This is a genomic window from Streptomyces sp. NPDC020983, from assembly GCF_044333485.1.
Classification (GTDB): Bacteria; Actinomycetota; Actinomycetes; order Streptomycetales; family Streptomycetaceae; genus Actinacidiphila.
In genome coordinates this window covers 1-23,383 of the sequence record NZ_JBIRRA010000024.1, presented here as the reverse complement: position 1 = coordinate 23,383, position 23,383 = coordinate 1, and the positions used below count along the sequence as shown (strand labels likewise).

Here is a 23,383-nt window from a genome sequence, read left to right as displayed (position 1 = left end):
GACGTCACACACTCGCGGAAAACGGTGTAAGGCATGGCCCCCTACGGCGGCCTGACGAACTTTCCGCTCAGTGGAAGAACAAGCAGTCCCATGCGCTGGACTCTCCGTGAGCGCACGGCCTACGGAAGCGACTCACCAATCACAAGGCAGACAACAACCCACACGGAGGAACAGTTCATGCCCCACGAAAACCGCGCCGGCGACAGTGCGTGCTCGAAACCGTTCCTTGCGCCGAAACGCCTGCCCTCGAAGGCCCGGTTCCGAGGCCGACTCCGGAACCTGGGCAGCGAAGCCGGCCTCTACCTAGTACGCGGCGCAGCGACCGCGGCCGGCGGCTTCGTTGTCACCTGGGCCACGGTCTGGGTCCAGAGCCGCGTGTGAACAACTTGGTACGGCAGACGTCCCGCCATACGTGTCAGCGCGCGGTGTTCTCGGCGCGGATCATTCGGCGCAGACTGGTGCGGGCTGCGGTGAGATCGGCTTCCGCGGCTACGAGGCGTTCTCGCAGGGCGGTGTTCTCGGCCGTTGCCTGTCGGAGTTGGTCGGCGAGTTGCTGGCCGGACTGGGTGAGCTCGTCGACGCGGGCGGCAAGGTCTGCGGCAGCGAGGTTGTCGAGTTGCTGTCCGAGTTGGTGGCGCACAGCGGTATTGAGCCGGTCGCGGTCGGCCCTGAGCTGCCGGGTCTCTTGGCGGGCCAGGTCGAGTTCGATGCGCAGTGCTGCCGGCGCGGTGTGCGGGGCGCCGTGCTGGCCAGCTGCGGCGTGCTGGCGTCGCTGGGCGGCCTCGACGTGCTCGCGGATGCCTGGGGTGTAGGTCAGCCATGTGGAGACGCCGGCAGCACGGGCGACGGCGGTGAACGTGATCTTCGTCCCGTCGTGTTCGAGGTCGGCCAGTGCATTCAGGGTGCGCTGGCGTTTGTCGAGGCTGTTGCGGCGCCGGGCCTGGGCGAGCGTGGCGGGGTTCCCGGATCGGTTCACGGCCGCTCCTGGGGGTCGTGGTCGGCGACGGTGAGCGGCAGGAGGGGGTGGCCTGCTCCGGCGCGGGCCCTGCGCAGGATGGTGCTGGCTTCCTCGATCTCGGCCCGCTCATCTGCGGGCAGGGCTGCCAGGGCGCGGCGCATGCGGTCGGTGACCTGCTCGAAAGCGGTGATCTGCGCGCTCAGGGCGGTGATGACGAACTCGGCGGCGTCCATGGCCAAGGCGGTCTCCCGGTCGGCACGCAGCTCGTTGATGTGCTGCTCGATCGCGGACAGGTAGGAGGGGTCGGGGCGGTAGAAGCCGCACCCTGCGCACTGGAAGCGGATCGGGCACGAGGTGCCGCCGGCTTTGACATTGCTGGGCTCGGTGCAGCCCCCATAGGGAACCGCCACCGAGCGCATCTCGTACAGGGCGGGGTCAGCGGGGCGGGGCAGGCCCTGGTTGTCGACGACGTGAGCGCTGAGCTTCGCCACGGCATCGCGTTTCCGCTGCAGGGAGACGGTGTAGTAGCGCTGGGTGGTCCGGACCGATTTGTGGTCCATGAGTTCGCACAGCACGTCCAGGGGCGTTCCGGCGTCTGCGTGCCGCTGGGCGTAGGAGTGGCGGAAGGCGTAGGCGTAGATGAGCGAGCGGTCGAAGGGCAGCAGGGCTGCGTCGGAGTCGGTGCCCTCCGCGTGCAGCGCTGGCAGGTCGGCCACCCAGTGGCGCAGGGTCTCGCTGAGGTAGCTGGTGTGCAGGTGCCGGCGGGTGGCCAGGGGGGTGAGGGCCGGGAAGAGGTAGTCGGCGCCCGCCGGCGGCAGGGTCGCCTGGAGTTGGTCGCGGCGTTCGCCCCAGGTGCGGATGGCCTGGGCGGTGGAGGCGGTGATGGGCAGTCGCCTGCGGTGGCGCCGGGCCTTGTGGTTGTCCCAGATCAGGGAGGTCTGGTCCTGGCGGGTTTCCAGGCACTCCCGGGACAGGGACACGATCTCGTTGGGGCGCCGCCCGGTGTCGCGAAGCAGGACGTACAGGGTCTGGTACATCAGCTGCAGGTCAGCGGAGGCGAGAGTGCGCTGGCCACGGGCCCGGCCCTGGCCCAGCAGGTGGAGGTGGGCATCGAGTTGACGGATCACCGGTTCGGGGATGGCCTTGCCGATCTCGTCCTCGCCTGCTTCCTCCTGGGCGATGCGGTGGGGCGGCGGGGTCGCGGACGAAGGCGGCGGACAGGCCGTCCGCGGCCCCGGAGCGGCGGCCGTAGTCGATCAGGGCGAAGAAGTGGCTGGCAATCGACATCCGGTAGCTCCACCCGGCCGGCTCCCCGTTCTGCTTCAGCGCGGCCCGGAATGCCTCGACCACCGCGGTGACGTCGTCGTAGCGCAGCTTCGCGGGGTCGTCGGTGGCCGGGCGGGACGCCAGCGCCTGTGACGCCAACTGGACTCCCCACAGGGTCCGGGTGAAGCCGTCCGTATTCGGGCGCTGCTGGGTCGTCCAGGTCCGCAGCAGTCTCCGCAGCCACGGTTGTCCGATGGGGCGCAGGTCGACGGTCTTGGGGTGGCGGATGCCCGCCGGGGTGCGGGACCCCTGCCCCAGAGCTCGCAGGTCCAGCAGGTCTTCCTCCGCGGGCGCGGTGCCGGTGTACTGCGAGAAGCCTGCCCGGACCGCAGTGCGCACCCGGCCGAGCATCCGCCGGACCGCGACGCTGGAGCGCGGGCACAACTGCTCGTCGGACACGTCGCTGACCAGCGTCGCTACCCCGGACAGATCCCGCACCATCCGGCGCACCTGGCACGGTTCGAAGGTTCGCAGCCACGGATCGGCCTGCTGCAGCCCGAACAGCACTTCCAGGCGCAGCGGTTCGGGCAGCGTCAGGAGGCTGAACTGGTGGGGCGCGAGGTACGGGGTCTGGCGAGGCGCCCAGTCGGCAAGGTCAGCACCCGGCGCAGTACGCCGGTGCTCCCGGAACAGACGCGCATGATGCCGGCACGGGCCCGACCCGTAGACAGCGGGAAGGGGGCATGCCGGCACCGGGCATGGCGGGATATCGGTGTAGGGTACGGCCGCCGCGTGCCAGTCGCCGGCCTTACCGCGCTGGGTGTGGGCGTTGAACTGCGCGTAGTGCAGGCTGCACAGCCCCCGGCAGTGGGACGGGCGTACGCACCGCTGCCCGTCCCGCGCCACCGAGCACGCGTCCATGGCCCCGCCGAAGTACACCTTGGTGCGGACCGGCACGAACGTCGCCGCGAACTGATCGTCCGGCAGCGGTGACTGGATCTGCGCGTGCTTGCACAGCGGGCAGTAGCTGTTCGTCGGCGACACCAGCGTCTCGCAGACGGCAGTCCGGCACAGCGACACCGACGTTCGCGGCTCATCGGGGTTCCCGGTGAACAGCCAGAACCGCGGCTGCCACTCCGTCGGCCGCCAGCCCGGATCAGTGTGCTCGCGCAGCCACCCCGCCCACCCCGGCTCGTCCATCGCGGGTGTGGTGCCGGCCGCCGTAGCGGACAGCGTCGTAGACAGAGGAAGAGGAAGGGTCATGAGCGCTCCCGCAGCGAGTCGACGTGTTCCACCGCCGCGCGGGCCTCAGCTTCGTCGACGTGCCGGTAGTGCTCCATCGACAGCGACGACGCGTGCCCCGGCAGCCGCTGCACCACGTCGCGGTCGACGCCCTCGCGCAGCCACCGGGTCGCCGCGGAGGGCCGCAGCATGTGCGGCCGGCACGGATGGCCAACAGCGCGGGCCAAGCGGTCGAAGGCCTCCTTGGTGTTCGGGTAAGATATCGGCCGGCCCAGCGGCGGCCGGAAGAGATTCACGAACACCATCGGGGAGTCCGCGGCCTGGACCACCCGTCCGCGTTCGTACTGGTAGTCGCTGTAGAGCGCGACCAGGTCCGCGGTGACGGGCACGAAGCGGCTGAAGCGCGACTTCGCCAGCGCCCCGTTGGGGTTGTCGCTGCGGCGCCGCACATGCACATGGGGGCCCTCGATACCGCAGCCCACCGGCCGGGAGGAGGCCAGCAGGTGCATGTCGCCGCGGTGCAGCCCCAGCGCCTCACCGATCCGCAGCCCGGTACAGGCCAGCAGCCCGATCAGGAACCGCTCCCTCGCCCGCGGCGCCAGCACCAACATTCGGCGGATCTGCTCCGGGTCGAGGTCCTCGTAACCCGGCTCGGCGATCTTGAAGCGGAACGTCGCCGCCCGGACCTGCCGCAACCGGCCCGACTCCCCGGTGTCGTACCCGGGCGGGGTGAACCGCAGCAATTTCGGCTCCGACAACAACCCGGCCGTGGCGGCCGGCACCCAGCCGTGCGCGGCACCGAACCGCAGGAACTCCCCCACGGTGGTCATCACCGCGTTCGCCGATCCCCGCGACCGGAACCTGGCCGCTCCCGGCACCGGCCGTCCCGTACGCGGCGGCAGCGGCACATCGACCAGCCGCTGCTGCAACCCCACCAGACCCAAAAATCCCGGCTCGGTCCACTCGATCCGCCGCATCCGGCAGAAGTTCAGGTACAGCGCAACCCGCCCGGCGTACGCACGCTCGGTATTCGGCGAACACCCCCGCGCCCGCAACGACGCCAGATACGCCGACCCCTCCCGCTGCAGCTCATACGACCGGGAATCAGCAACCACCCACCGCTCTCCGCCCCATACCGGAGAGACAGCCCGCTCCCCCACAAAGATCCGCTCCACACACCAAACACAACCACCACACCCCAGACCCCCACCCCCGATCACCACCAAACCATCCCCCCAGGTGACACCCCAAACAAACATCCCGCACACCCCCACCACCCCCAGATAAAGGGCCTCCGCAGTCACGACACCGACACCATCGAGCAGCTGGCCGAGCAACAGGCCGCCAGCCGGACGCAGAAGCCCACCACTGCGGAGCTCGCGGCCTCAGGCCGCAGAGAGGGAGAAGGCGGGCCCTCGGCCCCGGCGCAGAGCCTCCTGACCTTCTCCACCCCGCGCGACCCCGCCATCCTGGCGCAGTTCATGAAACTCCGCATTCTCCAGCCAGAAAACACGTACTGGCGTCAGGGAATCCAGGCCGCCACCCGGTATGTGAAGGAGAACGGGGATCTGAAAGTCCCGGATTCGTTCACCACGCCGGAAGAATGGCAGCCCGCCGGATTTCCGCTGGGATCATGGATTGCCGACCAGAGGCGGTTTTACAACGCGGGTGAGATGAAGCCCGCACGAGCCAAGGAACTCGAAGAGCTCGGCATAATCTGGTCGCACTGGGACGTCGCCTTCCAGGAGGGGCTGTCAGCAGCAGCCGGGTGGGCGGCCGAACACGGACACCTACTCCCGCCCACCACGGCCGTCTGGAACGGGTTCCCCATCGGGGTCTGGATGAAGAACCAGCGGACCTTCGGCAGGAAGGCCGCCGAGATCGAGGCACGGCGCCAGGCCGGCCTGCCCGTCGGATCCACCGCCGGGGCACTCACCGAGGAACGCCGCGACGCACTCGAGCAGATCGACCCGTCCTGGTGCCCCGCCTGGCCGGTGGCCTGGCAGCGCTGCTACAAGTTGTGCCGGGGCCTCATCGAGGCCGGGACCGAGCTGCCCACCGGCGCCGGGCCAGACCACGCTCCAGGGCGAGGACCTCGGCGCATGGATCCAGGCACAACGCCTGAGCTGGGAGCAGCTGCTGCCCGCACAGCAGTGGATGCTCGAGCACATGCTCCACATCGGCCCGGCCGGACCCGACGAGAAGCCTCCAGCGCCCCGCACACAAGCCGACAAGTGGGCGCTGAACATCCGGGCCGCCAAGGAGTTCCACGCCCGCGAGGGCAGCCTCCAGACCGTTCCCCGCAAGGCCGTCGTCCACCTCAGCGAGCCGGACGGATCGCAGACCACCGTGAAGCTGGGCCTGTTCGTCGACAACGCCCGGCGCAGGGCCGACAAGCTGAGCGAACAGCGGCGCGCGGAACTCGACGCGCTAGGGATGCGCTGGTAGACGGAGGCCCGGGCTGCGTCATTGAAATCGGGGCGGCACTCACAGCGCCGTGATCACGAAGGTCAGGAATGCCAGTGAGAGTGTGGCGCAGCCGGCGAAGGCAACGGCTCCGCGCATGAGCGCCGTGGCGTACGTGGCTCCGTCAAGGCGGGCGAGCAGGCCCGCGGCCGCGCCTACGAGGGTGCAGAAGAGTACGTCGACGGCCAGGAGCAGGAGGAGAAGCATCAGGTGAGTGGGTGAGGTGTTCATTCCTTCTCCCAGGGGGTTGGTGGGTCGCTGAGGAGAAGTTCGCCGGTTTGGTGTTCACCGGGGTTCGGCGCGAACGAAGATGAATGGAAACGGTCATCGGGGCGACGGAGCATCGAGACATGGCAGAGTTACCGGCGGATCCGCTGGCGGAGCTCGCACGGCAGTTACGGACGCTGAAGGCACAGCGAGGCCTGCAGATGGGCGGCCTGCAGCAGCGGACCGGGCTGGGACGAACCACGCTCAGTCAGGCGCTGAGCGGCCACAAGGTGCCGTCCGAGACGACGCTGGTCCTGCTGGCGAAGGCGCTGGGGGCGGATACCGAGCCATTGCTGGCGCTGCGCTCGGCTGCCACCCGCCCGCCGGTGTCCAGGGCGCCGCGAGCGACAGGACCGCTTTCCTTCGAGCAGCGGTACCGCGCGTACGTGGAGCAGCGGCATTCCCGGCTGACTGTCGTGGGACTGGACCTCAGCCGCCCGGACCGTGCTCACTGGCCGCTGGACGCGGCGTACCTGAGCCTCGAACTCGCAGAGCGAGCAGAGGGCTGGCCCGACGGCGGTGACGAAGCGAACCGGCCGAAGTCCGTCGTCAAACGTGCCGAGCATGCGCTGTCCGGGCAACGGCGAGTGCTTCTACGGGGACTGGCCGGCAGTGGGAAGTCCACCCTCCTGCAGTGGCTTGCGGTGGCCGCGGCCCGGGAGGAACTACCGGAAGAGCTGGCGGACTGGCGGGGCCGGATTCCGTTCGTCCTGCCACTGCGCACCCTGGTCAGACGCAGCTCTCTCCCCGCGCCGCAGAAGTTCCTGACGGCAGTCGGCACGCCCCTTGCGGCATCGCAGCCCGAAAACTGGGCTGATGCCGTACTCGCCCGGGGCGAGGCACTCGTACTGGTCGACGGCATCGACGAGGTGCCCCAAGACCAGCGCGGTGCCACAAGGGACTGGTTGGAAGGACTTCTTGCGGCCTATCAGGACGCCGTGTTCGTGGTCACCACGCGCCCGTCGGCTGTTCCTGAGGGATGGCTGGCGTCCTCCCGTTTCACCGAGCTGACGGTGCGGCCCATGAGCACCGCCGACATCAAGGTGTTCGTGGGTCGGTGGCACACTGCAGCCCGCCACGACGCCGAATCCGCCGATGAACGAGCACACCTGAACGGACTCGAATCCGCACTGCGGATGACGGTGCGCGCTCAGCGCGACCTGGCACAACTGTCCAGTACACCGCTGATGTGCGCACTAGTCTGCGCGCTGCACCGCGACCGCCGCGGTCATCTCCCGCACAGCCGCATGGAGCTCTACCAAGCCGCGCTGTCGATGCTGCTCGTGCGCCGTGACCGCGAACGCAGCATCGACGTCCCCGAAGGGATCCAACTCACCGAGCACCAGAGCATCCAGCTTCTCCAGCGCCTGGCCTACTGGCTGATCCGCAACCGCCAGACCGAAATGGGCTACGCCACCGCCCTGGCTCTGATCAGCGACGCCCTGCCCGCCATGCAAGCCGTGGCAGAACAGGGACCGTCCGAGCAGGTCCTGGCCCATCTGATCGGCCGCAGCGGCCTGCTGCGCCAGCCCACCGCCGACACCGTCGACTTCGTCCACCGCACCTTCCAGGACTACCTCGGCGCCAAAGCCGCCATCGAAGCCCACGACTTCCCCCTGCTAATCAACAACGCCCACGACGACCAGTGGGAAGACGTCGTACGGATGGCCGTTGCCCACGCGCGCCTAGACGAGAGCACCGACCTGCTCCACCGCCTCGTCACCCGCGGCGACACCGAATCCGAACACCGCCCCAGACTCCACCTCCTAGCCCAAGCGAGCCTGCACTACGCCACCGAAATCGAACCTGCCACCCGCCACCTCGTCGAGCAGCGTGCACGCGCCCTCATGCCGCCCCGCTCCAGTGAGGAAGCAGTCGTCCTAGCCTCACTGGGGCCAGGAATCCTTGATCTACTGCCCCAACCCAATGAGCTAGAAGACGACGAAATAGATGCTGTCATTCAGACTGCAGCCGCCGTCGGTACTGACCACGCCTACGCCTTCCTCCAGCGCTTCGCGCAATCCTTGAATGTGGGAACCTACGCGCTGGTCGAGGCTTGGGAGCACTTCGATGCGGAGCAGTACGCCGAAGACATCCTACTTCCGCATAAGGGAATCCTTCTGGATGTGCAGAACCATGAGCAACGAAAAGCACTTCACCTCCTCAATCCTATTACCTGTGTCAATTTTCGAACAGAATCCTTCACTACAGAGGAGATCGCAGAATATCTGTCACCTGAGCAGACGGAAACCCTGCGAATTTACTCCGGCGAGCTGATCGAAAATCTAAATTTTCTGCGAAACCTAACCACCTTGAGGGAATTCCTTATCTCGGACGCACCACGCCTGAAGGATATCGATGACCTCTCAGGGCTGCCTCTCACCGACTTGGGACTGCTTCACCTGCCTGAAGATTTCTCATTTACCGCACTTAGTTCTCTGCCCAATCTCACAAAACTGTCGCTCTACACGCATCTTCCATGGCGGAGCCTGGGCGAGTTGCCCGCGCCAGAGAATTTGACCTCACTATGGCTGGCCGAATGGATTCGCACCTCTCCAACTGGCCTGTCAAGGTGGCAGGGACTGCGAGAACTGGTGTTAAACACGCTCCCGACCCCGGAACAGTGGCGAGAAATATCCACACTTCCAGAGCTAACGAAGCTCCACCTTTCGAAATACGACTTCACTCAGGCCACTCCTGTACGAACCGTTACCAATCTTCAACTATCACTACAGGACTCAGACCCCCAGACGCACTTGATCCCCGAGGTATTCCCCGCCCTTGAGCAGATATTCATCAACGGTCGGGCAGTGAAAAAATGCACGATCGACATCACACCCTTGGCTCAACTCGAAGGACTCCGGGTCTCCCTGAACTATGTACATGAAATTATCGGTCTAGAGAGATTTGCCCCGGACAGAGTCCACCCTTACCCAAGGCCGAGAGGGTTGGATATGCGAAACGTCGTATGAGGCCATCTCATTGAAGGGTGCGCCTACGCGACCGGCGCCCCAGTTGTGCAGACCTACCTTGCATCTTCGGCGACGAAGCAGTTCGAACCACCGTTCGAGCTCGCGAAGCCCAGCCGCATGCAAGATCCAACTGGACTGTGCAGCGTCAGATGCAAGGCCGATCTGGACTTATGCAACGTCACCCGGTACAGGACACCCGCCGCAGCCTTGGCGTGCCTTGACACCCCCGCTACGCTCCATGCCCTCCCCGAGCGAACGCGAGGCTGAAGCGAGCCACAGCACCACTGTCGCGGCGGTGACACATCCGGCTCCCGCCACTGTCACCAGAGTGAGAGGCGCGGGCCAGGGGTTACCGCTCGTCTGCGATCTTGGGCTCATCCCACTGGCGGGCGAGCTTCCTCATCTTCCGCTTCCGCTTCTCGAACCACTCCGAGCGCTCCCACTCCTCATCCAGCCGCTGCTGCTCGGCTGCTTTGCGGCGCTGTTTCTCGGCTTCGGCAGCCTCTGCCGCGCGCTTGCGCTGTTTGCGGCGGTGGCGGTACTCGGCTGCGGTGTGGGTGTCGGTGAGCGCCTTCAGCAGCGGTTCGGGCTCACCGCCGCGGTGTTGTGCGACGCGGAACCACACCGGTCCCATCGGGCCGTGCTGTTGCAGGCGGTCCAGGGTCGTGATCACCAGCGGGATCTTGGCGGTGAAGTCGAGGTAGAAGTCGCCGTCGTCGGGGGCGGTCGCCCCGTAGCCGATGTCGGCGTGTTCGGTCCCGGCCCAGAACTCGCGGGACATATGGCCGACGCTGCGCATCCGGCCCGCCAGGGCGGTGGGGCCGGCTCCGGTGAGGACGATCGCCAGCGGCGGCCACCCGGGCAGGCCGGTGCGGGGGGAGAGCGTGGTCCAGAACGGCACCGTGTTCAGGTCGCCTATGGTGCCGCGGCCGGTGCTCGGCGTCCCCGGGGACCGCACCCGGCGGGCGTAGAGGTCGGCGTAAGCGCCGACCTTGTCCGCCAGGACGTGCGCGGGCTCGGTGGACCGGTCGACCTCCACCATCAGCAGCGGCACACCGGCGGCCTTGTCCTGGAACACCGCATCGCTACGGACGTTGCGCTTGCCCGAGCTGGAGAGCGGGTGCGGCACTTCGGTGCGCCAGGCCTCGAGGCCGCCGATCCCGGCCGGGGATCCCGGTGCCCTGCCGCCGCGGATGAAGGCCACGATCGTGGCGTTGACCGCCATCGCGTGCGGCGCGCCCCCAGCGCCCGCGCCGCGGGCGTAGCCGCCCATCAGATCGGGGTCACGGTCCAGGGCGACGGTGGCGGCGTCAAGGCCTAGAGGCAGTCTGACAAATGCTTTCCGCAGGCCACATCAGGTGCGGGCTTGGCCTCGGCTCCGCATGGGCAGATCCTTGCTGACGGTGGTGTCGGGAACATGGACTAGGATGCTGACAGTGGTGTCGGCAAATCCTGTCGGTGCCCTGTCCTGCCTTGGAACAGGTGGTTTTCGGATGTACACGGTGATGAACCGGATAGCGGTCCCTGCGGTCGGTGCGGAGGCGTTCGAGGAGCGGTTCGCCGCGAGCATGCGTACGACGCTGCCCGGTGTGGACGGGCTGTTGGAGGCGCGGCTGCTGCGCCCTCAGCAGGAGGGCGGGGTGTACGTGGCGGTGATGGACTTCACCGGCGGGGAGGCGTTCGCTGCCTGGATGCGTTCGGAGTCGTTCCGGGCCGCGCACGGGTTGTCCGGGGGCGGCGAGTCGGCCGACGGAGCGGGCGGTGGCGTGGAGACGTTCGACACCGTTGTCTCCGTCGGCGCCTGAAGCGAAGGGTCCTGTCGTGTTCCTCGCTCTTCGTGATCTGCGTTTTGCCCGCGGGCGGTTCGCTCTGATCGGCGCCGTGGTCGGGATGATCGCCGTCCTCGGCGTAATCCTGTCCGGGCTGGCCAGCGGTCTGGCCGACTCCGGCATCTCCGGCCTGCGCGCCCTGCCCGTCACCCACCTTGCCTTCGACCGCTCGGCCACCGGCGAGCTGTTCTCGCGCTCCACCGTCACCACCGACACCGCTGCCCGGTGGGCCGAGCAACCCGGTGTCCGCAAGGCCGAACCGCTGGGCCAGCAACTCGTGCACGCCCAGCTCGGCGGCACCGGAGGCAAGCAGCTCGACCTCGCCGTCCTGGGCGTGCAGCCCGGTGGCTTCCTCGCCCCCGCCCCGCTGTCCGGCGCACCGCTATCCGCCGGTACCCCGAAAGGCGTCCTGGTCAGCGAGGACATCCTCAAGGAGGGCGTCAAGATCGGCGACCGCCTCACCGCCGGACAGGCCGGAACCGAGCTGACCGTCACCGGCACGATCGGCCACGCCTCCTTCGGCCACGTCGGCATCGTCTACGCACCCCTGCCGCTGTGGCAGCAGCTCCACTACGGACTGCCCGGCCGGCTGCCCGACGCCGCCGCCCACCAGGCCACCGCGGTCGCCCTGCAACTCGCCCCCCACACCGACACCGCCGCCGCCGACCGGCACCTGGGTACCCAAACCGTCGACAAGGCCGGCACCTATGCCGCGTCGCCCGGCTACACAGCCGAATCCAGCACCATGACCCTCATCCGCGGCTTCCTCTACGCCATCTCCGCCCTGGTCGTCGGCTCCTTCTTCACCGTGTGGACCATCCAGCGCCGCCAGGAGATCGCCCTGCTCAAGGCCATCGGCGCCTCCACCCGCTACATCCTGCGCGACGCCCTCACCCAGGCCGCCGCCGTCCTGCTCGCCGCCACCGCCGTCGGCACCGCCGTGGGCTTGGCCCTGGGCGGAGCGATGAACGGCTCCGCCCCCTTCTCCCTCCAGACCGACCAGGTCACCCTCGCCGCCGCCCTGCTGATCGTCCTGGGGCTCGCCGGCGCCGCGGTTGCCATCCGCCGCATCACCAAGGTCCAGGCCCTCAGCGCACTCGGAGCCAACCGATGACCCGCCCCGTCCCTGCCCCCCACAACGCCCCCGCTGCCGAGGCCGCCGTCCTGCGCCTGACCGGCGTCACCCTGCACCTGGGCCGCGACCCGCAGCAGGTCACCGCCCTCGACGCCGTCGACCTCACCGTCGACCCCGGGGAGCTCGTCGCCGTCACCGGCCCCTCCGGATCGGGCAAATCCAGCCTCCTCGCCGTCGCCGGCGGCCTGCAGACCCCCACCCGTGGCACCGTCCACGTCGCCGGAACCGACCTGAGCACCCTCAGTGAACGGCACCGCACCGCACACCGCCGCCGCCACATCGGCTACGTCTTCCAGCACGCCAACCTCTTCGGCTCCCTCACCGCCCGCGAGCAGCTTCTGCTCACCGCTCACGTCGCCGGCCGCCTCGACACCGCCGCACGCCGGCGCGCGGACGCACTCCTCGACGCCGTCGGCATGAGCGCCCGCGCCGGCCACCGCCCCGACCAGCTCTCCGGCGGCGAGCGCCAGCGCATCGGCCTCGCACGCGCACTCGTCCTGGCCCCCGAGATCCTGCTCGTCGACGAACCCACCTCCGCCCTGGACCGCGCCCGCGCCCGCGACATCGTCGACCTGCTCGCCCAGCAGACCCGCGCCCACCACACCGCCACCGTCATGGTCACCCACGACCACGAGATACTGGACGCGGCCGACCGCGTCCTGACCCTGCGCGACGGCCGCCTGAGCTGACCGCGCCCCGAAAGGCACCTGCGCATGCCCAAGATCAATGCCGCCACCGTCGCCGAGCACCGTGCCCAGCAACGCGCCGCGCTGATCCAGGCCGCCATCGACGTCCTCGTCGAACAGGGCGCCGCCGCCGTCACCCCGGCCGCGGTCGGCGCCCGCGCCGGGCTCGCCCGCTCCAGCTTCTACCAGTACTTCCCCTCCGCCCCAGCCCTGCTCGCCGCCATCGTCGAAGAAGCGTTCACCGCCGCCGACACCGCCACCACCCAGGCCCTGGCAGACCTCCACGAACCCGCAGAGCGCCTCGAAGCCTTCGTCCGCACCGAACTCCACCTCGCCGCCCAAGGCGCGCACCGCCCCGCCAGGGCCCTCCTGCAGGCCGACCTCCCGCCCGAATGTCTCGCCCGCGTCCACGAACTCCACCACCGCCACCACGCCCCCCTCCTGGCCGCGATCACCACCCTGACCAGCGAGGCCGACGCCCCCGAACTGACCGCCCAACTCGTCGGCGGCACCGTCCAGGCCGCCATGACCGCCGTCGAACACGGCGCCGACCCCACCCACGTCGCCGACCGCGCCCTCGCCCTCCTCCACCACGGCCTCACCCCGCGCACCAGCCAGTAGCCCCACGACGGACCAGCGGTGTGATCACCACTCCGACGCGCGCAGCCACAGGACCAGCGCTACCACGACAACACCCGCCCGGTAGCGGCCGGCGAGCTTGTCGAACCTGGTGGCGACCGCACGGAACTGCTTGAGGCGGGCGAAGCACCGTTCCACCACGTTGCGGGCCCGGTAGATCTCCTTGCCGAATGCGGGCGGACGGCCCCCGGCAGCCCCACGTCCTCGCCGGTTGGCCACCTGGTCACGGCGCTCGGGGATCGTGGCCGCGGTGCCCCGTCGGCGCAGCAGGCGGCGGATGGCCCGGCTCGAATACGCCTTGTCGCCCAGCACCCGCCCCGGCGTCGTACGTGGACGGCCCGCTGCGGCGCGCGGAATCCGGATCCCGTCGAGAACCCGGTCGAACACCACGGCATCGTTGACGTTGCCCGCCGTGAGCACGATCGACAGCGGCAGGCCCCGGCCGTCGACGGCGAGGTGGAGCTTCGTGGTCAGGCCACCACGAGATCGGCCGAGGGCCTGACACGCCTGCGAACGTCCCGGATCTTCCAGGTCATCCCCGTCTGATGCCCCTTTTTTGCGGGCACCTGCCGCATGCTTGTGCGCCCGATTGATCGTGGAGTCGACGCTGACGGTCCACTCGACCCTGCGCGACAAGGTCCTGGCCGAGGCCCGCGCCCACGCCCCCTGCTGGGCCACCGTCAACCCGCCCCGGCCCGGCGGCGTCCGCGAGCAGATCACCCGCAAGCGATGGCGCGAAATCCACGCCCTCCTCGGCCAGGGCGTCGGCCTGCTTGACTGCGCCCGCAGACTGGGCCTCGCTCTGAACGCCGTAAAACGCTACGCCCGCAGTCCCGAACCGTCCGCCGATCGCATCGCCCCCCGCTACCGGCGCACGAGAAAACCTCAGTCATCTCTCACTACCGAGCGGCAGATCCGGCAGGCCGTTCAGGAGAGTTCTAACCTGATCCTTCGTCGCTCCTACACGCGTCTGAAAGTCGCGGTCATCGCCAGTCTCAAGCGCTTCCATCATCAGCGCCGCGACAAGAAAGAATTCCGCCCTCGGCAACGTGATCACGACCTGCTCCCCGCAGTCCTTCACATGCATCAGAATCGTCCCCTCACTCCGACTGGAAGTTCCTAGTAAAGTACCTATATCCCTCTTTGGGTGCGAAGACAGTACCACCATCCGCCGCCTTGGGGTTGCGTATCACAATTACACCATTCCGCCAATAGGCCGTCGTACCACCAGATCGCACACGACGCTCTCCATTGGTGATTACATCGTAAATCATATCAGAGAACTGGGCGCGGGTTCGAATTCCCGGGAATTCCCCCTTTTCCAGAACATGCTTATCGAAAGCGTGCCCATCTGCTCCGGCAAGCTCATCGGCTGCGAGCCCGGCTTGGAGCCGGGGAAGATCCGCTGCGCTGCCGCGGCAGCCGCCGGAACTGTATGCCGCCTCCAGTAGACTGGCGCCCTCTGACGGAGCGATCTCCGGTGCGCCTTCACCGTTCATAGCCGCGTTTGCTCCAGCAACTGCAGCTGTTCCAGCGCTCACGCACTCCAAGAATGCTGCAGCGCAGAGCGCCCCGGCTGGCAGCAAAGCGGCTATGCCAACGACCAGCTTCTGCCACCCCGATGCATCGGCCAGGCCAGGAGCGATGGAGTGATCAACGCCGCAGCCGTAGGGCATGTTGCCGGTGCAACCTCCGGCATACCCCGTTGCCACGTTTGACTGCTGCTGCTTATAGGCCCAGTATTTCTTCAGAGCGTCCAGCATGCGCTTGTAGTCGGCTATGTCGTTGACGCTCGGCTTGGACTTCGGGATGCCGCAGTGGCCGGCCGTGCATCGGCCGCCCTTGGCGGGGGTCATGCCCTGGTCGGGAAATCACCGGGATGGCCCCGTGGGCGAGCGGGTGCCGTGTGCAGTCCGGCCTATGAAGGCGGAGGCGGAACTGACCGACGATGAGCGCCTGCGGGCCCTGGCCGCGCTGGAATCCGCCCTCGGCAACAACGACGACACACCCTAATCGTCCTGTCCCGCAGCGGTCCGCAGGGCCGGGAGAGCGCGCGCTGCCGGAGCTGCTCGCCGCGTACGGGCACCACGCGATGCACTACATCCTGGTCGCGTCCTACGTTATCGACGCTGACCTCAACCCCGCTGAAGCCGGTCGGCACGCCGCAGTGGTGGACCGTGATCCGTTCGCCCGCCTCGTCCACGTCCTGATCGACACCCTGAACCAGCAGGCCGAGCTCGCCGGCGACGCCCCCACCGCCAAGGCCATCGGCAGATCGATCCTCAAGGCCTTCGCCTCCTTCACCGCCTTCACCGATGCCGACCACCTTCAGTCGCAGGAACGAAGTGGCCCTCGACGCCCGCAAGAACACGCAGGCATTCCTGCAGGCACTACGCGAAGAGGTCCTCTCCCGGATGTGACGGCCGGCCCCGCATCATTCCCGCAGGTCCATGCGGTGCGGGCTGTCCCCACTCTTTCCCCGCCTGTAGCTGCCCGACTCGCACACCGGGCCGACATTGGTCGGCGCGGCGGACGGTCACGCGGCAGAGACCGACTCCCCGCGCCTACCGGCGCGCATCGATCGTGTGCCCATCATCCAGGCCCCTCTTGATCGCTGCCGTCCAGTCCGCCCACCGGGCTAGATCGGACTCCAAGTACTGCAGGAGCAAAACCAGCCCCACATCAGGGTCCTGTTCCAGGTCGATGTACTGCTCGACCATGCAGAGGCAGCCCGATACGCCTGCTCAAGTGTCAAAGTCTCGGGGAGAGACGCGTCGCCCGCTTCACTGCTCATGTAGTCCGCCGCTTCCCAGTACTCCAGCCATACTTCGCGATCTGGTTCGATGACCCACAGGGTCTACTGGCCTCAGCCGAGTCGCGAGGGTGGGCGGATGGACGAGCGCACGGTCATGTTGAACGAACTCGCGCAGGGGCTGCGCCCGCTCGGGCAGGGTGTCGAGTGGTTCGAAGCCCTCCCTCCCGAAGGCCAGTTCGAGGTCCTTCGGGATCTGGGCGGACACTGTATTCAGGCGCGCACGACGGTGGAGGACGGGCCCGAGAGCGTGCGACTCGCCGGTATCCGGCCGACACACACCCCAGCGGTGCTGATCACGCGTGGGCAGTTGACCGGACAGCTGACAAAGATCATCAATCTGCCGCAGGACGAGCGCGTGAAAGCATTTCGTCTGCTGGTCGCGCTGCTCGGGGTAGCGGACAAGCGCCGCCGGGAGCGGTTCTGCGCTGACGGATGCACCCATGCGTGGCACCAGCTGGTGGCAGGGGCCGACACAGAAGCGGCCACCGCGTGATCATCGAAGGTTGTGTGGACTCTCGGTAGCCCAGGCTGCGGGCTCGGCCACGGGCGAGTGGTCCCACCGTGCTGCGGCTGGAACGGCTAGCGCAACCCCGCGCAAGAAGCCTGCTGCTGGACGTGCAAACTTAGGCACCATGGACGAGGAGTTGTCCCGGGCGGTCGCCTTGTTCCACTCGGGCACCCCGGGCGGGCGTTACCACCAGGCTGACGCTGTCGTGGACGCTTTCGGACCCGGGGCGGCACAGTCCCTCATCTCCCGCATCAATGCGATCGTGTCGCAGGCTTGGGACTTCGGAAACCAGTACGACCGACTAGGCCTCGGGCAGGCAGCCCAATCCGTTCAGACCGACCTGCAGCAGGCCCATCCAGAGCTGTCCGACGAAGCAGTCAAAGCCATCGCCTTGTACTGGAGCTTTTGCAACCGGTGACAACCTTCGCCCCGAGATCACCAGCTCGCCTGCGCGGGTACGGAACAAGGTCACCGACACTCTCGCGGGCACCGTTAGGGCTGCCGACCGTCGGGATCCCAACGCTGCCGAACACCGGCCAGCCGTGGCCGGAGCCGTCTCCGCCGCGGCGACCGGTATGCCCGCGCACTTCCACGCACGGCACCGCAGCGCCAGGGGGGTACTTTCCAGCCCCCGGCCCGCAGCCACCGCCACGGTGGTCGCCATCATGAGCGGGCACCCTCGTGTACAGCACGGCCGACTCGGCATCGTGCTGCAGCTCGCCCTCACCTGTTGGTGAGGGCGCCTGTGGGGGCGGCGACGGATGCGGCATCGTCGGAGGCGTCACCAGTGCATCAGGGCGCGGTGCGGGCCAGGCAGCAGCCGGGGAGAGGGGCGGGACGATGGGTGCGACGCGGGAGACGTGGACGACGGAGGAGTTCGGGCCCGCCCACGCGGGCGCGGTCGGGGTGCTGCTGGCCGACGGCACCGTCCCGGCCCCCGTGGTCCTCGACATGGCCTCGGGCGGGAGCGCCAGCAGCGTCTCGGAGTGGAGCATCTACGACGGCCGGCGCTTCCACGGGCCGAGGGCCGCCGCGCTGCGGGGGGTCTGCTCGTGCGGCTGGACCGGACCGGAGCACGAGCTGGACTGGGACGCGATCGGCGACGAGGAGCTCTGGCTGGCCGGCGCACGGACGGCCGACGCCAGCACCCGGGACTGGGACACGCACGCCGAGGACGTCGCCCGCACAGCCATCCCGGTCCCGGAGACCGTGACCCACCTCCTGGCCCAGCTGGAGACCGAGATCGAGCAGCTGGCGAAGACCTCCCCGCTTGCGGCCGTCCGCGCCGCCCGCCGCCTGGAAGTCCTGGCCACCGACGTCGGATACTGGGCCGCCCGCGACGCCCTCCAGGACGCCACCTCGGACCAGGCGGCCACCGCACTCGGACTCGACGAGGACACCGCCCGCAGGCACCTGACCCGCCTAGGGCCTGTTGTGAAAGTGATCAGGGGCCTGCGGGAGGCTCACAGCCCGTGAATGGCTTCGGTCAGGTCGGAGCCGTAGGAAGCCCAACAGATGAGTGAGCCGTCGGCGTCGAGCTGCCCCATGAACCACTCGCCATCAGCTCGTGCGAGGCACAGGTCATGGAAGGACACGATGACGTCAGGCTGGAGGACGCCGTAGTCGACAGAACCGAACTGCTCGACAACGACGAGTCGTTCAAGCGAAAGGAGATCCGCTTCGGCATCGCCCGACACCGAACGGACTCGCTCGATCGTCCATCCGTCCGGGAGATCTGCGTTCACGGCCGCATGGTCGCAGCCGAGGGTGCCTCACAGCCACTCGTTTATCGCGGCGACCAGCACCGTTGCGTGATAGCGGACGGCGAGCTTGTCATACCTGGTGGCAACCGCGCGGTGGCGTTTGAGGCGATTGATCCCGCACTCGACCGCATGCCGCTCCTTGTAGTCGTCCTTGTCGAAACGGGGCGGGCGGCCACCGTGGGAGCCGAGCTTTCGACGGTTGCGAATCTGGTCCGTCTTCTCCGGGATGGTGCACTTCACGCCACGTCGCCGCAGGTAGGAGCGGTTCGCGCGGGAGCCGTACGCCTTGTCCGCCCGGACCCTGTCCGGCTTCGTGCGAGGGCGGCCGGGCCCGGTACGAGGCACGCGGATGGCGTTCAGGACCGCCTGGAACTGAGGGCTGTCGTGTCGCTGGCCGGCGGTGACGAGCAGGGACAGCGGCTTCTGCCCCTGCTCGACCGCCAGGTGCAGCTTCGTGGTCAACCCCCCGCGCGAGCGGCCGAGGCCGTGGTCATCGGGCTCGGTGTCGACGCCTCCGGAAGGCTCCTTGTGGAGATCCCCCTTTTACGCGCTCCAGAGGCATGCTGGTGAGCGCGGGCAATGGTGGAGTCGACGCTCACGTCCCACGTGATCAGGCCTTTCGCATCGGCCTCGGCCTGCAGCTGTTCGAAGATCCGCTTCCAGGTGCCGTCGCGCTGCCAGCGGCGGAACAGGTCGTAGGCTCGGTCCCATGGCCCGTACCGCTCGGGCAGATCACGCCAGGGCGCCCCGGTCCGAGTCCGCCACCGTATGCCGTCGATCAGCTGCCGCCGGGTCCAGGTCCGCGGGCGGCCCGGCTTCTTGCCCACCGGCAGTAACGGCTCCAGTCGCTCCCACTGGCCGTTCGTTAGATCACCACGTCTCACGGACCGTGATCATCTAGGACCTTGATCCACTTTCGCAACAGGCCCTAGCCGACCATCTCGGCCTGGACCCCGCCGGCCCGTTCACCCACGAATCCGGCGACACCCTGACACGCCACCTGCCCCCCCCAGCCCGCCTCCACCGATCACCGGATGACACCTGTCATCCCCGAAAACCAGCCCGTCGTCCTTGCCTCGTAGCTTCTTTAAACACTCCGCTCAGCGCCCATTCAACGCGTATATGGGAAGCACCCCATCAGAGGTTGAAGACCAGGCGGGATTCTGGCGCATCTGGAAATGAGCCTTTTCCATCATCGGTCTGAGCTGGCCAGATGCAGGGCGAGGACGGCTTGGACGAGGCCGGTGATCCGGGTGGTGGAGCACTGGAGTTTGCGCAGTTCTTGAGGGTCGCCATGGCCTGCTCGACGAGGGCGCGGATTTTCGTGTGGGACCGGTTCAACGCCTTCTGACCGGCGGAGAGGGTCTCCCATCGCCCCAGCAGGGGATGCGGACGGTTCCGCCGGCGCCTCGGTAGCCCTTGTCGGCCCAGCAGGGGATGCCGGCCTGGGCGAGGGCGTCGACGATGCGGTGTTCGCGGGCTGCGCGTACGTCGTGAACGGCGCCGGGCAGGGCCGGTGAGACCCACAGCAGTCGGCCGAACAAATCGGTGAGGACCTGCACGTTCATGCCGTGCCTCTTGTGCTTGCCTGAGTAGAAGGGTCGGTCCGCGGCGATGCGGTCGATGGGCAGGAGCGTGCCGTCGAGCAGGACGAACGCTTTCCCCGATGCCTCGCGGACGGCTTGTTCGAGCGTGGGTGCCAGGGCGGCCAGGAGATCGACGGCTTCGGTGATGTACCGGTACGCGGTCGTCGTGCCGATGCCGAAGCCAGCTGCGAGTTGGGCGTAGGGATGCCCGTTACGGAGGTGGGCAAGGGTGAGCAGCGCATGTCGGCCGGCGCTCAGCCTGCGCCACCGGCTGCCGATCGCACGGCGACGTTCACGCAGACGGGCGGCGAGGAAGCGAAGATGCGAGCTGGACAGGTCCAGGCCGGACGGGTAGACAAGCACGTGAAGCCTCTGGTGGTACGGGAGATCTTGGTCGTGACCCCGTCTACCAGGGGCTTCACTCGTCTGTCACGCCAACTGCCGTACTGGCAGGACAGGTTGGAAAGGCTTAGACGCCGTTTCTGATGGCGTGATCGTTCGTTGAGCAGTGCATGGCCCGCAGCCGCTGGTGCGCGGGATCCCGCCCATCCGCTCCCGCCGCGGACCGCGCCGCCGGCGTCCTGCCAAGCTCCATGCCGACAAGGGCTACGACTACGATCACCTGCGGAAATGGCTTCGCGAGCGTCGCATCCGCCACCGCATCGCCCGCAAGGGCATCGAGTCTTCCACCCGGCTGGGCCGACACCGCTGAGTCGTCGAAAGAACAGTCTCCTGGCTGGCCGGCTGCCGCCGCCTGCACCGCCGCTACGAGCGCAAGGCCGAACACTTCCTCGCCTTCGTCGGCATAGCCGCAGCCCTCATCGCCCATCGCCGACTCGCCAAGTGAAACGACGTCTAACAGCGGCTAACACAATGAGGTCGTCTGTCAGCCCATGCACGCGATGCAGTGCGTGAGGTCCTCTGTCAGGTAGATGACGAAGCGCCTTTGCGGACTGGTGATCTTTGCGAGATGGACGAGGGAGGTCCCGGCGGCTTGGAGTCTGCCGACGGCTTCGGCCAGTCCCGGTCGCGGGGTGACGCCGGTGTCGAGCATCGTTTGGTGTCGGAAGTCCAAGGTGGACCAGAGGCGCCGGGCGGAGATGGGCGGATGTCCTTCGGACACCAGCTCGAAGTCTGCGCCGGCCTGAAGTGCAAGGAGGGCCGCTCGCGCGGAGGGACTGTCGTCCCGGGTGAGAGCGGATTCAAGGTCGCTGCGGATCACGTGCGTAGTCTGCTGGATCTCTGCTGACGGGGCAGCTGCCTGCCTGCCGGTCCGGTGAGGACGAGGATCTGTCGGTGGGTGATGAGGCAGCAGGCGAGCTTGAGGAAGGCTTCGTGGATGTCGGCTCTGCGTTCCCAGCGGATGCGGAGTCGTTTGAAGCCGTGGAGCCAGGCGAAGGTGCGCTCGACGACCCAGCGGTAGGTGCCCAGGCCTGTTCCGTGCCGGGTGCCGCGGCGTGCGATGGCCGGCACGATGCGGCGGGCGCGGACCTGGTCGCGGCAGATGTCGTGGTCGTAGCCGCGGTCGGCGAACAACGAGTCCGGCTTACGGCGGGGATGCCCGCGCCGACCGCGGATGGCCGGGACCGCATCGATCAGCGGCAGGAGTTGCGTGACGTCGTTGCGGTTGCCGCCGGTGAGGATGACGGCCAGCGGTGTGCCGTAGCCGTCGGTGATCAGGTGGTGCTTCGAGCCCGCCCGGCCCCGGTCGACCGGCGAGGGGCCCGTGTGGAGCCCCCTTTTAGCGCCCGCACGTGCGAGGAGTCGACCACGGCTCTCGACCAGTCCAGCCGGGCGGCCGCGTTCAGCTCGGCAAGCAGCACCTCGTGCAGACGCTGCCACACACCGGCCTCGTTCCAGTCCCGCAGCCGCCGCCAGCACGTCATCCCGGATCCGAACCCGAGTTCCTGGGGCAGATGCTCCCACTGGATGCCGGTATGCAGCACGAACAGGATCCCGCACAGCACCTCCCGGTCCGGCACCGGCCGGCGACCCGGATACCGGAATCGCCGTTCCTTCCTCGGCAGCAGCGGCTCGATCCGATCCCACAGCTCATCCGACACGATCCACGGCGAGGCACCCACGGCCAGCCCAACGCCGAACTCCTCTGCCAGACACGGCCACCAGGACCGACCCATCTCATTGTGTTAGCCGTTGTAAAGGGCGACGGCGTCCACAACGCGATGCTCGGCATCGCCCGCCTGCACAACCTCATCCTCGCCGGGTGACGACGAACAGGCAGGTCAACGCACACGTCGTAGATCATTTACGGGACAACGCTTAGGTCATTGTGTTAGCCGTTGTAAGCTCGCTCTACTTGGCGGCCTCTGCACAACCCAGGTGCCGTGCCCGTTCGGGAACCTAGAGTTGTCCTATGGCTGGACACAGTGCACCGCCACCGGCGCCGTCCCCTCCACCGTTACCCCCGCCCGTCCACCATCCACCACGCTGGGCTTGGTGGGTGGTCGGAATCTTGATACCGGTGATGGGAATATTGGTGTCGTTCCTACATGGTTATCCGTCAGATGCTCAACCGGCGGCACCCAGTTCTAGAACTACTTCCACACCTCCGCAGAAGACGCCAACTGCACATACATCCCCGAATACCATCGCGCGACCAAGCTCCGGCTATCCGACCAGCAGCACCCCCAGCCCGCCGACCTGTACTTCCTCCTCCGCAACACTCAAGCTGACCGTGCCCAGAAACGTCATACCACCTGGTAAGAATCTAGATTTCACCTTAAGTGCGCAGAACAAGAACAAGCCGACCTGTACGCTAACTCTGGGAACTCCGGCAACGCTGTTCACAATCACGAGGGAAGACGTAGACGAACGCACCTGGAAGAGCACCGACTGCTTCAGACCCGGAGAGACACACCTCTTGCTCTCTCCAGGCGAGAGCGGCAGCTATTCAAGCTCCTGGGACCGGGCCTGCGCTTCGGCCAATCCCAAACCGAATATTCCCTACGGGATATACCTGCTGACAGCCAAGGTGCCAGGATTCGAAACCGTGCAAATCTCGTTCCTGCTGGGCCCGTAGCCTCCGAACCGACAGGCGGACAGGCGGACAGTTGGGCAGGTGGGTCGGCCGGCTTTCTTGCGGGCGGTCTTCTTGGCCGGCGTCTTCCTCGCGGTGCGCTTGGCCGGCTTCTTCTTAGACCGTGTCCTATGTGGTGATCGTTCGTTGGGCTGTGCATGGGGCGGGGTACGTGGAGTTGGATAGTTCCGGACGGCCTGTGGGAGATCGCCGA

General features: G+C 67.7%; 20 protein-coding genes and 6 pseudogenes. 12 read left to right on the top strand and 14 right to left on the bottom strand.

Features of this window, described 5'->3' with window-relative positions:
- Nucleotides 1–415: 415 nt before the first annotated feature.
- From ACH4SE_RS34720 to ACH4SE_RS34705, 4 genes are read right to left on the bottom strand one after another with little or no spacing between them, the layout of a single operon-like run.
- Complete coding sequence (locus ACH4SE_RS34720) at nt 416–976, bottom strand: DUF6262 family protein (RefSeq protein WP_398547561.1); 561 nt, start codon at nt 974–976, stop codon at nt 416–418.
- A complete protein-coding gene (locus ACH4SE_RS34715; RefSeq protein ID WP_398547560.1) occupies nt 973–1,995 on the bottom strand; it encodes a tyrosine-type recombinase/integrase in 1,023 nt (340 codons plus the stop codon). Before ACH4SE_RS34715 ends, ACH4SE_RS34720 begins: the two co-directional genes overlap by 4 nt.
- Before the next feature lie 10 nt (nt 1,996–2,005).
- Entirely contained in the window at nt 2,006–3,424 is a 1,419-nt protein-coding gene (locus tag ACH4SE_RS34710; protein ID WP_398547559.1) for a hypothetical protein, read from the bottom strand.
- A gap of 59 nt (nt 3,425–3,483) precedes the next feature.
- On the bottom strand, nt 3,484–4,443 hold the full coding sequence (locus tag ACH4SE_RS34705; protein WP_398547558.1) for a tyrosine-type recombinase/integrase: 960 nt from the start codon (nt 4,441–4,443) through the stop codon (nt 3,484–3,486).
- Nucleotides 4,444–4,947: 504 nt separating this feature from the next.
- On the opposite strand from ACH4SE_RS34705, the pseudogene ACH4SE_RS34700 reads away from it, so the two are divergent.
- A pseudogene (locus tag ACH4SE_RS34700) lies at nt 4,948–5,424 on the top strand (helicase associated domain-containing protein); the annotation flags it as partial.
- Nucleotides 5,425–5,635: 211 nt separating this feature from the next.
- Nucleotides 5,636–5,914, top strand: coding sequence for a helicase associated domain-containing protein (locus ACH4SE_RS34695; protein WP_398547557.1), 279 nt, complete (start codon nt 5,636–5,638; stop codon nt 5,912–5,914).
- A 39-nt stretch (nt 5,915–5,953) separates the two neighbouring features.
- Here the strand turns inward: ACH4SE_RS34695 and ACH4SE_RS34690 are convergent, their stop codons facing one another.
- A complete protein-coding gene (locus ACH4SE_RS34690; protein WP_398547556.1) occupies nt 5,954–6,163 on the bottom strand; it encodes a hypothetical protein in 210 nt (69 codons plus the stop codon).
- Nucleotides 6,164–6,282: 119 nt separating this feature from the next.
- Here ACH4SE_RS34690 and ACH4SE_RS34685 point away from each other — a divergent pair, with 119 nt between their 5' ends.
- Nucleotides 6,283–9,171, top strand: a complete 2,889-nt coding sequence (locus tag ACH4SE_RS34685; protein WP_398547555.1) for an NACHT domain-containing protein — start codon at nt 6,283–6,285, stop codon at nt 9,169–9,171.
- 349 nt (nt 9,172–9,520) lie between these two features.
- Here the strand turns inward: ACH4SE_RS34685 and ACH4SE_RS34680 are convergent, their stop codons facing one another.
- Nucleotides 9,521–10,444, bottom strand: a complete 924-nt coding sequence (locus ACH4SE_RS34680) for a replication-relaxation family protein (protein WP_398547554.1) — start codon at nt 10,442–10,444, stop codon at nt 9,521–9,523.
- A 220-nt stretch (nt 10,445–10,664) separates the two neighbouring features.
- Between ACH4SE_RS34680 and ACH4SE_RS34675 the strand changes: the two genes are divergently transcribed.
- From ACH4SE_RS34675 to ACH4SE_RS34660, 4 genes are all read left to right on the top strand, one after another.
- Nucleotides 10,665–10,976, top strand: a complete 312-nt coding sequence (locus ACH4SE_RS34675; protein ID WP_398547553.1) for an antibiotic biosynthesis monooxygenase family protein — start codon at nt 10,665–10,667, stop codon at nt 10,974–10,976.
- Nucleotides 10,977–11,061: 85 nt separating this feature from the next.
- Nucleotides 11,062–12,114 carry an ABC transporter permease gene (locus ACH4SE_RS34670; protein ID WP_398547591.1) on the top strand — a complete coding sequence of 351 codons (1,053 nt, stop codon included), beginning with the start codon at nt 11,062–11,064 and terminating at the stop codon, nt 12,112–12,114.
- Nucleotides 12,111–12,824, top strand: coding sequence for an ABC transporter ATP-binding protein (locus ACH4SE_RS34665; RefSeq protein ID WP_398547552.1), 714 nt, complete (start codon nt 12,111–12,113; stop codon nt 12,822–12,824). The genes ACH4SE_RS34670 and ACH4SE_RS34665 overlap by 4 nt, the downstream gene beginning before the upstream one ends.
- A gap of 24 nt (nt 12,825–12,848) precedes the next feature.
- Nucleotides 12,849–13,442: a TetR/AcrR family transcriptional regulator gene (locus ACH4SE_RS34660; RefSeq protein ID WP_398547551.1), complete on the top strand. Its 594-nt coding sequence runs from the start codon at nt 12,849–12,851 to the stop codon at nt 13,440–13,442.
- Between the two features lie 24 nt (nt 13,443–13,466).
- On the opposite strand, the pseudogene ACH4SE_RS34655 reads toward ACH4SE_RS34660, so the two are convergent.
- Nucleotides 13,467–14,126: pseudogene (locus tag ACH4SE_RS34655) on the bottom strand (IS5 family transposase); the annotation flags it as partial.
- Here ACH4SE_RS34655 and ACH4SE_RS34650 point away from each other — a divergent pair.
- Nucleotides 14,086–14,337, top strand: a pseudogene (locus ACH4SE_RS34650) (ISL3 family transposase); the annotation flags it as partial. The pseudogenes ACH4SE_RS34655 and ACH4SE_RS34650 sit on opposite strands and share 41 nt — an antisense overlap.
- A 12-nt stretch (nt 14,338–14,349) precedes the next feature.
- Here the strand turns inward: ACH4SE_RS34650 and ACH4SE_RS34645 are convergent.
- Both ACH4SE_RS34645 and ACH4SE_RS34640 read right to left on the bottom strand, forming a co-directional pair.
- Nucleotides 14,350–14,547: a hypothetical protein gene (locus tag ACH4SE_RS34645; protein WP_398547550.1), complete on the bottom strand. Its 198-nt coding sequence runs from the start codon at nt 14,545–14,547 to the stop codon at nt 14,350–14,352.
- 13 nt (nt 14,548–14,560) lie between these two features.
- Complete coding sequence (locus ACH4SE_RS34640; protein ID WP_398547549.1) at nt 14,561–15,316, bottom strand: hypothetical protein; 756 nt, start codon at nt 15,314–15,316, stop codon at nt 14,561–14,563.
- A 1,035-nt stretch (nt 15,317–16,351) separates the two neighbouring features.
- Here ACH4SE_RS34640 and ACH4SE_RS34635 point away from each other — a divergent pair.
- From ACH4SE_RS34635 to ACH4SE_RS34625, 3 genes are all read left to right on the top strand, one after another.
- A complete protein-coding gene (locus tag ACH4SE_RS34635) occupies nt 16,352–16,768 on the top strand; it encodes a DUF5958 family protein (RefSeq protein ID WP_398547548.1) in 417 nt (138 codons plus the stop codon).
- A gap of 139 nt (nt 16,769–16,907) precedes the next feature.
- Nucleotides 16,908–17,201, top strand: coding sequence for a hypothetical protein (locus ACH4SE_RS34630; protein ID WP_398547547.1), 294 nt, complete (start codon nt 16,908–16,910; stop codon nt 17,199–17,201).
- A gap of 422 nt (nt 17,202–17,623) precedes the next feature.
- A complete protein-coding gene (locus ACH4SE_RS34625; protein WP_398547546.1) occupies nt 17,624–18,259 on the top strand; it encodes a hypothetical protein in 636 nt (211 codons plus the stop codon).
- Here the strand turns inward: ACH4SE_RS34625 and ACH4SE_RS34620 are convergent.
- The 3 genes and pseudogenes from ACH4SE_RS34620 to ACH4SE_RS34610 form a co-directional block, all read right to left on the bottom strand.
- Nucleotides 18,247–18,528 (bottom strand): hypothetical protein, encoded by a 282-nt coding sequence (locus tag ACH4SE_RS34620; protein ID WP_398547545.1) that lies wholly within the window; start codon nt 18,526–18,528, stop codon nt 18,247–18,249. The genes ACH4SE_RS34625 and ACH4SE_RS34620 overlap by 13 nt on opposite strands.
- 27 nt (nt 18,529–18,555) lie before the next feature.
- A protein-coding gene (locus ACH4SE_RS34615) for an IS5 family transposase (protein WP_398547544.1) occupies nt 18,556–19,430 on the bottom strand; the annotation gives its coding sequence in 2 pieces (ribosomal slippage) (nt 18,556–19,040 and nt 19,040–19,430; 876 coding nt in all).
- Nucleotides 19,431–19,738: 308 nt separating this feature from the next.
- Nucleotides 19,739–20,495: pseudogene (locus tag ACH4SE_RS34610) on the bottom strand (transposase family protein).
- A gap of 160 nt (nt 20,496–20,655) precedes the next feature.
- Between ACH4SE_RS34610 and ACH4SE_RS34605 the strand changes: the two are divergent.
- Nucleotides 20,656–20,979, top strand: a pseudogene (locus tag ACH4SE_RS34605) (transposase); the annotation flags it as partial.
- 39 nt (nt 20,980–21,018) lie between these two features.
- Here ACH4SE_RS34605 and ACH4SE_RS34600 read toward each other — a convergent pair.
- Nucleotides 21,019–21,354: a hypothetical protein gene (locus ACH4SE_RS34600; protein WP_398547543.1), complete on the bottom strand. Its 336-nt coding sequence runs from the start codon at nt 21,352–21,354 to the stop codon at nt 21,019–21,021.
- Nucleotides 21,351–22,270 (bottom strand): annotated as a pseudogene (locus tag ACH4SE_RS34595) (IS5 family transposase). Before ACH4SE_RS34595 ends, ACH4SE_RS34600 begins: the two are co-directional and overlap by 4 nt.
- Nucleotides 22,271–23,383 lie beyond the last annotated feature (1,113 nt).

Bases quoted from the DNA above. Each gene is read 5' to 3' on its own strand.
- ACH4SE_RS34665 (WP_398547552.1), top strand. From the start codon at position 12,111: ATGACCCGCCCCGTCCCTGCCCCCCACAACGCCCCCGCTGCCGAGGCC.
- ACH4SE_RS34705 (WP_398547558.1), bottom strand. From the start codon at position 4,443: ATGCGGCGGATCGAGTGGACCGAGCCGGGATTTTTGGGTCTGGTGGGG.
- ACH4SE_RS34640 (WP_398547549.1), bottom strand. From the start codon at position 15,316: ATGACCCCCGCCAAGGGCGGCCGATGCACGGCCGGCCACTGCGGCATC.
- ACH4SE_RS34630 (WP_398547547.1), top strand. From the start codon at position 16,908: ATGGACGAGGAGTTGTCCCGGGCGGTCGCCTTGTTCCACTCGGGCACC.
- ACH4SE_RS34695 (WP_398547557.1), top strand. From the start codon at position 5,636: ATGCTCCACATCGGCCCGGCCGGACCCGACGAGAAGCCTCCAGCGCCC.
- ACH4SE_RS34675 (WP_398547553.1), top strand. From the start codon at position 10,665: ATGTACACGGTGATGAACCGGATAGCGGTCCCTGCGGTCGGTGCGGAG.
- ACH4SE_RS34680 (WP_398547554.1), bottom strand. From the start codon at position 10,444: ATGGGCGGCTACGCCCGCGGCGCGGGCGCTGGGGGCGCGCCGCACGCG.
- ACH4SE_RS34690 (WP_398547556.1), bottom strand. From the start codon at position 6,163: ATGAACACCTCACCCACTCACCTGATGCTTCTCCTCCTGCTCCTGGCC.
- ACH4SE_RS34635 (WP_398547548.1), top strand. From the start codon at position 16,352: ATGGACGAGCGCACGGTCATGTTGAACGAACTCGCGCAGGGGCTGCGC.
- ACH4SE_RS34710 (WP_398547559.1), bottom strand. From the start codon at position 3,424: ATGGACGAGCCGGGGTGGGCGGGGTGGCTGCGCGAGCACACTGATCCG.
- ACH4SE_RS34645 (WP_398547550.1), bottom strand. From the start codon at position 14,547: ATGCATGTGAAGGACTGCGGGGAGCAGGTCGTGATCACGTTGCCGAGG.
- ACH4SE_RS34715 (WP_398547560.1), bottom strand. From the start codon at position 1,995: ATGTACCAGACCCTGTACGTCCTGCTTCGCGACACCGGGCGGCGCCCC.
- ACH4SE_RS34660 (WP_398547551.1), top strand. From the start codon at position 12,849: ATGCCCAAGATCAATGCCGCCACCGTCGCCGAGCACCGTGCCCAGCAA.
- ACH4SE_RS34670 (WP_398547591.1), top strand. From the start codon at position 11,062: ATGATCGCCGTCCTCGGCGTAATCCTGTCCGGGCTGGCCAGCGGTCTG.
- ACH4SE_RS34685 (WP_398547555.1), top strand. From the start codon at position 6,283: ATGGCAGAGTTACCGGCGGATCCGCTGGCGGAGCTCGCACGGCAGTTA.
- ACH4SE_RS34625 (WP_398547546.1), top strand. From the start codon at position 17,624: ATGGGTGCGACGCGGGAGACGTGGACGACGGAGGAGTTCGGGCCCGCC.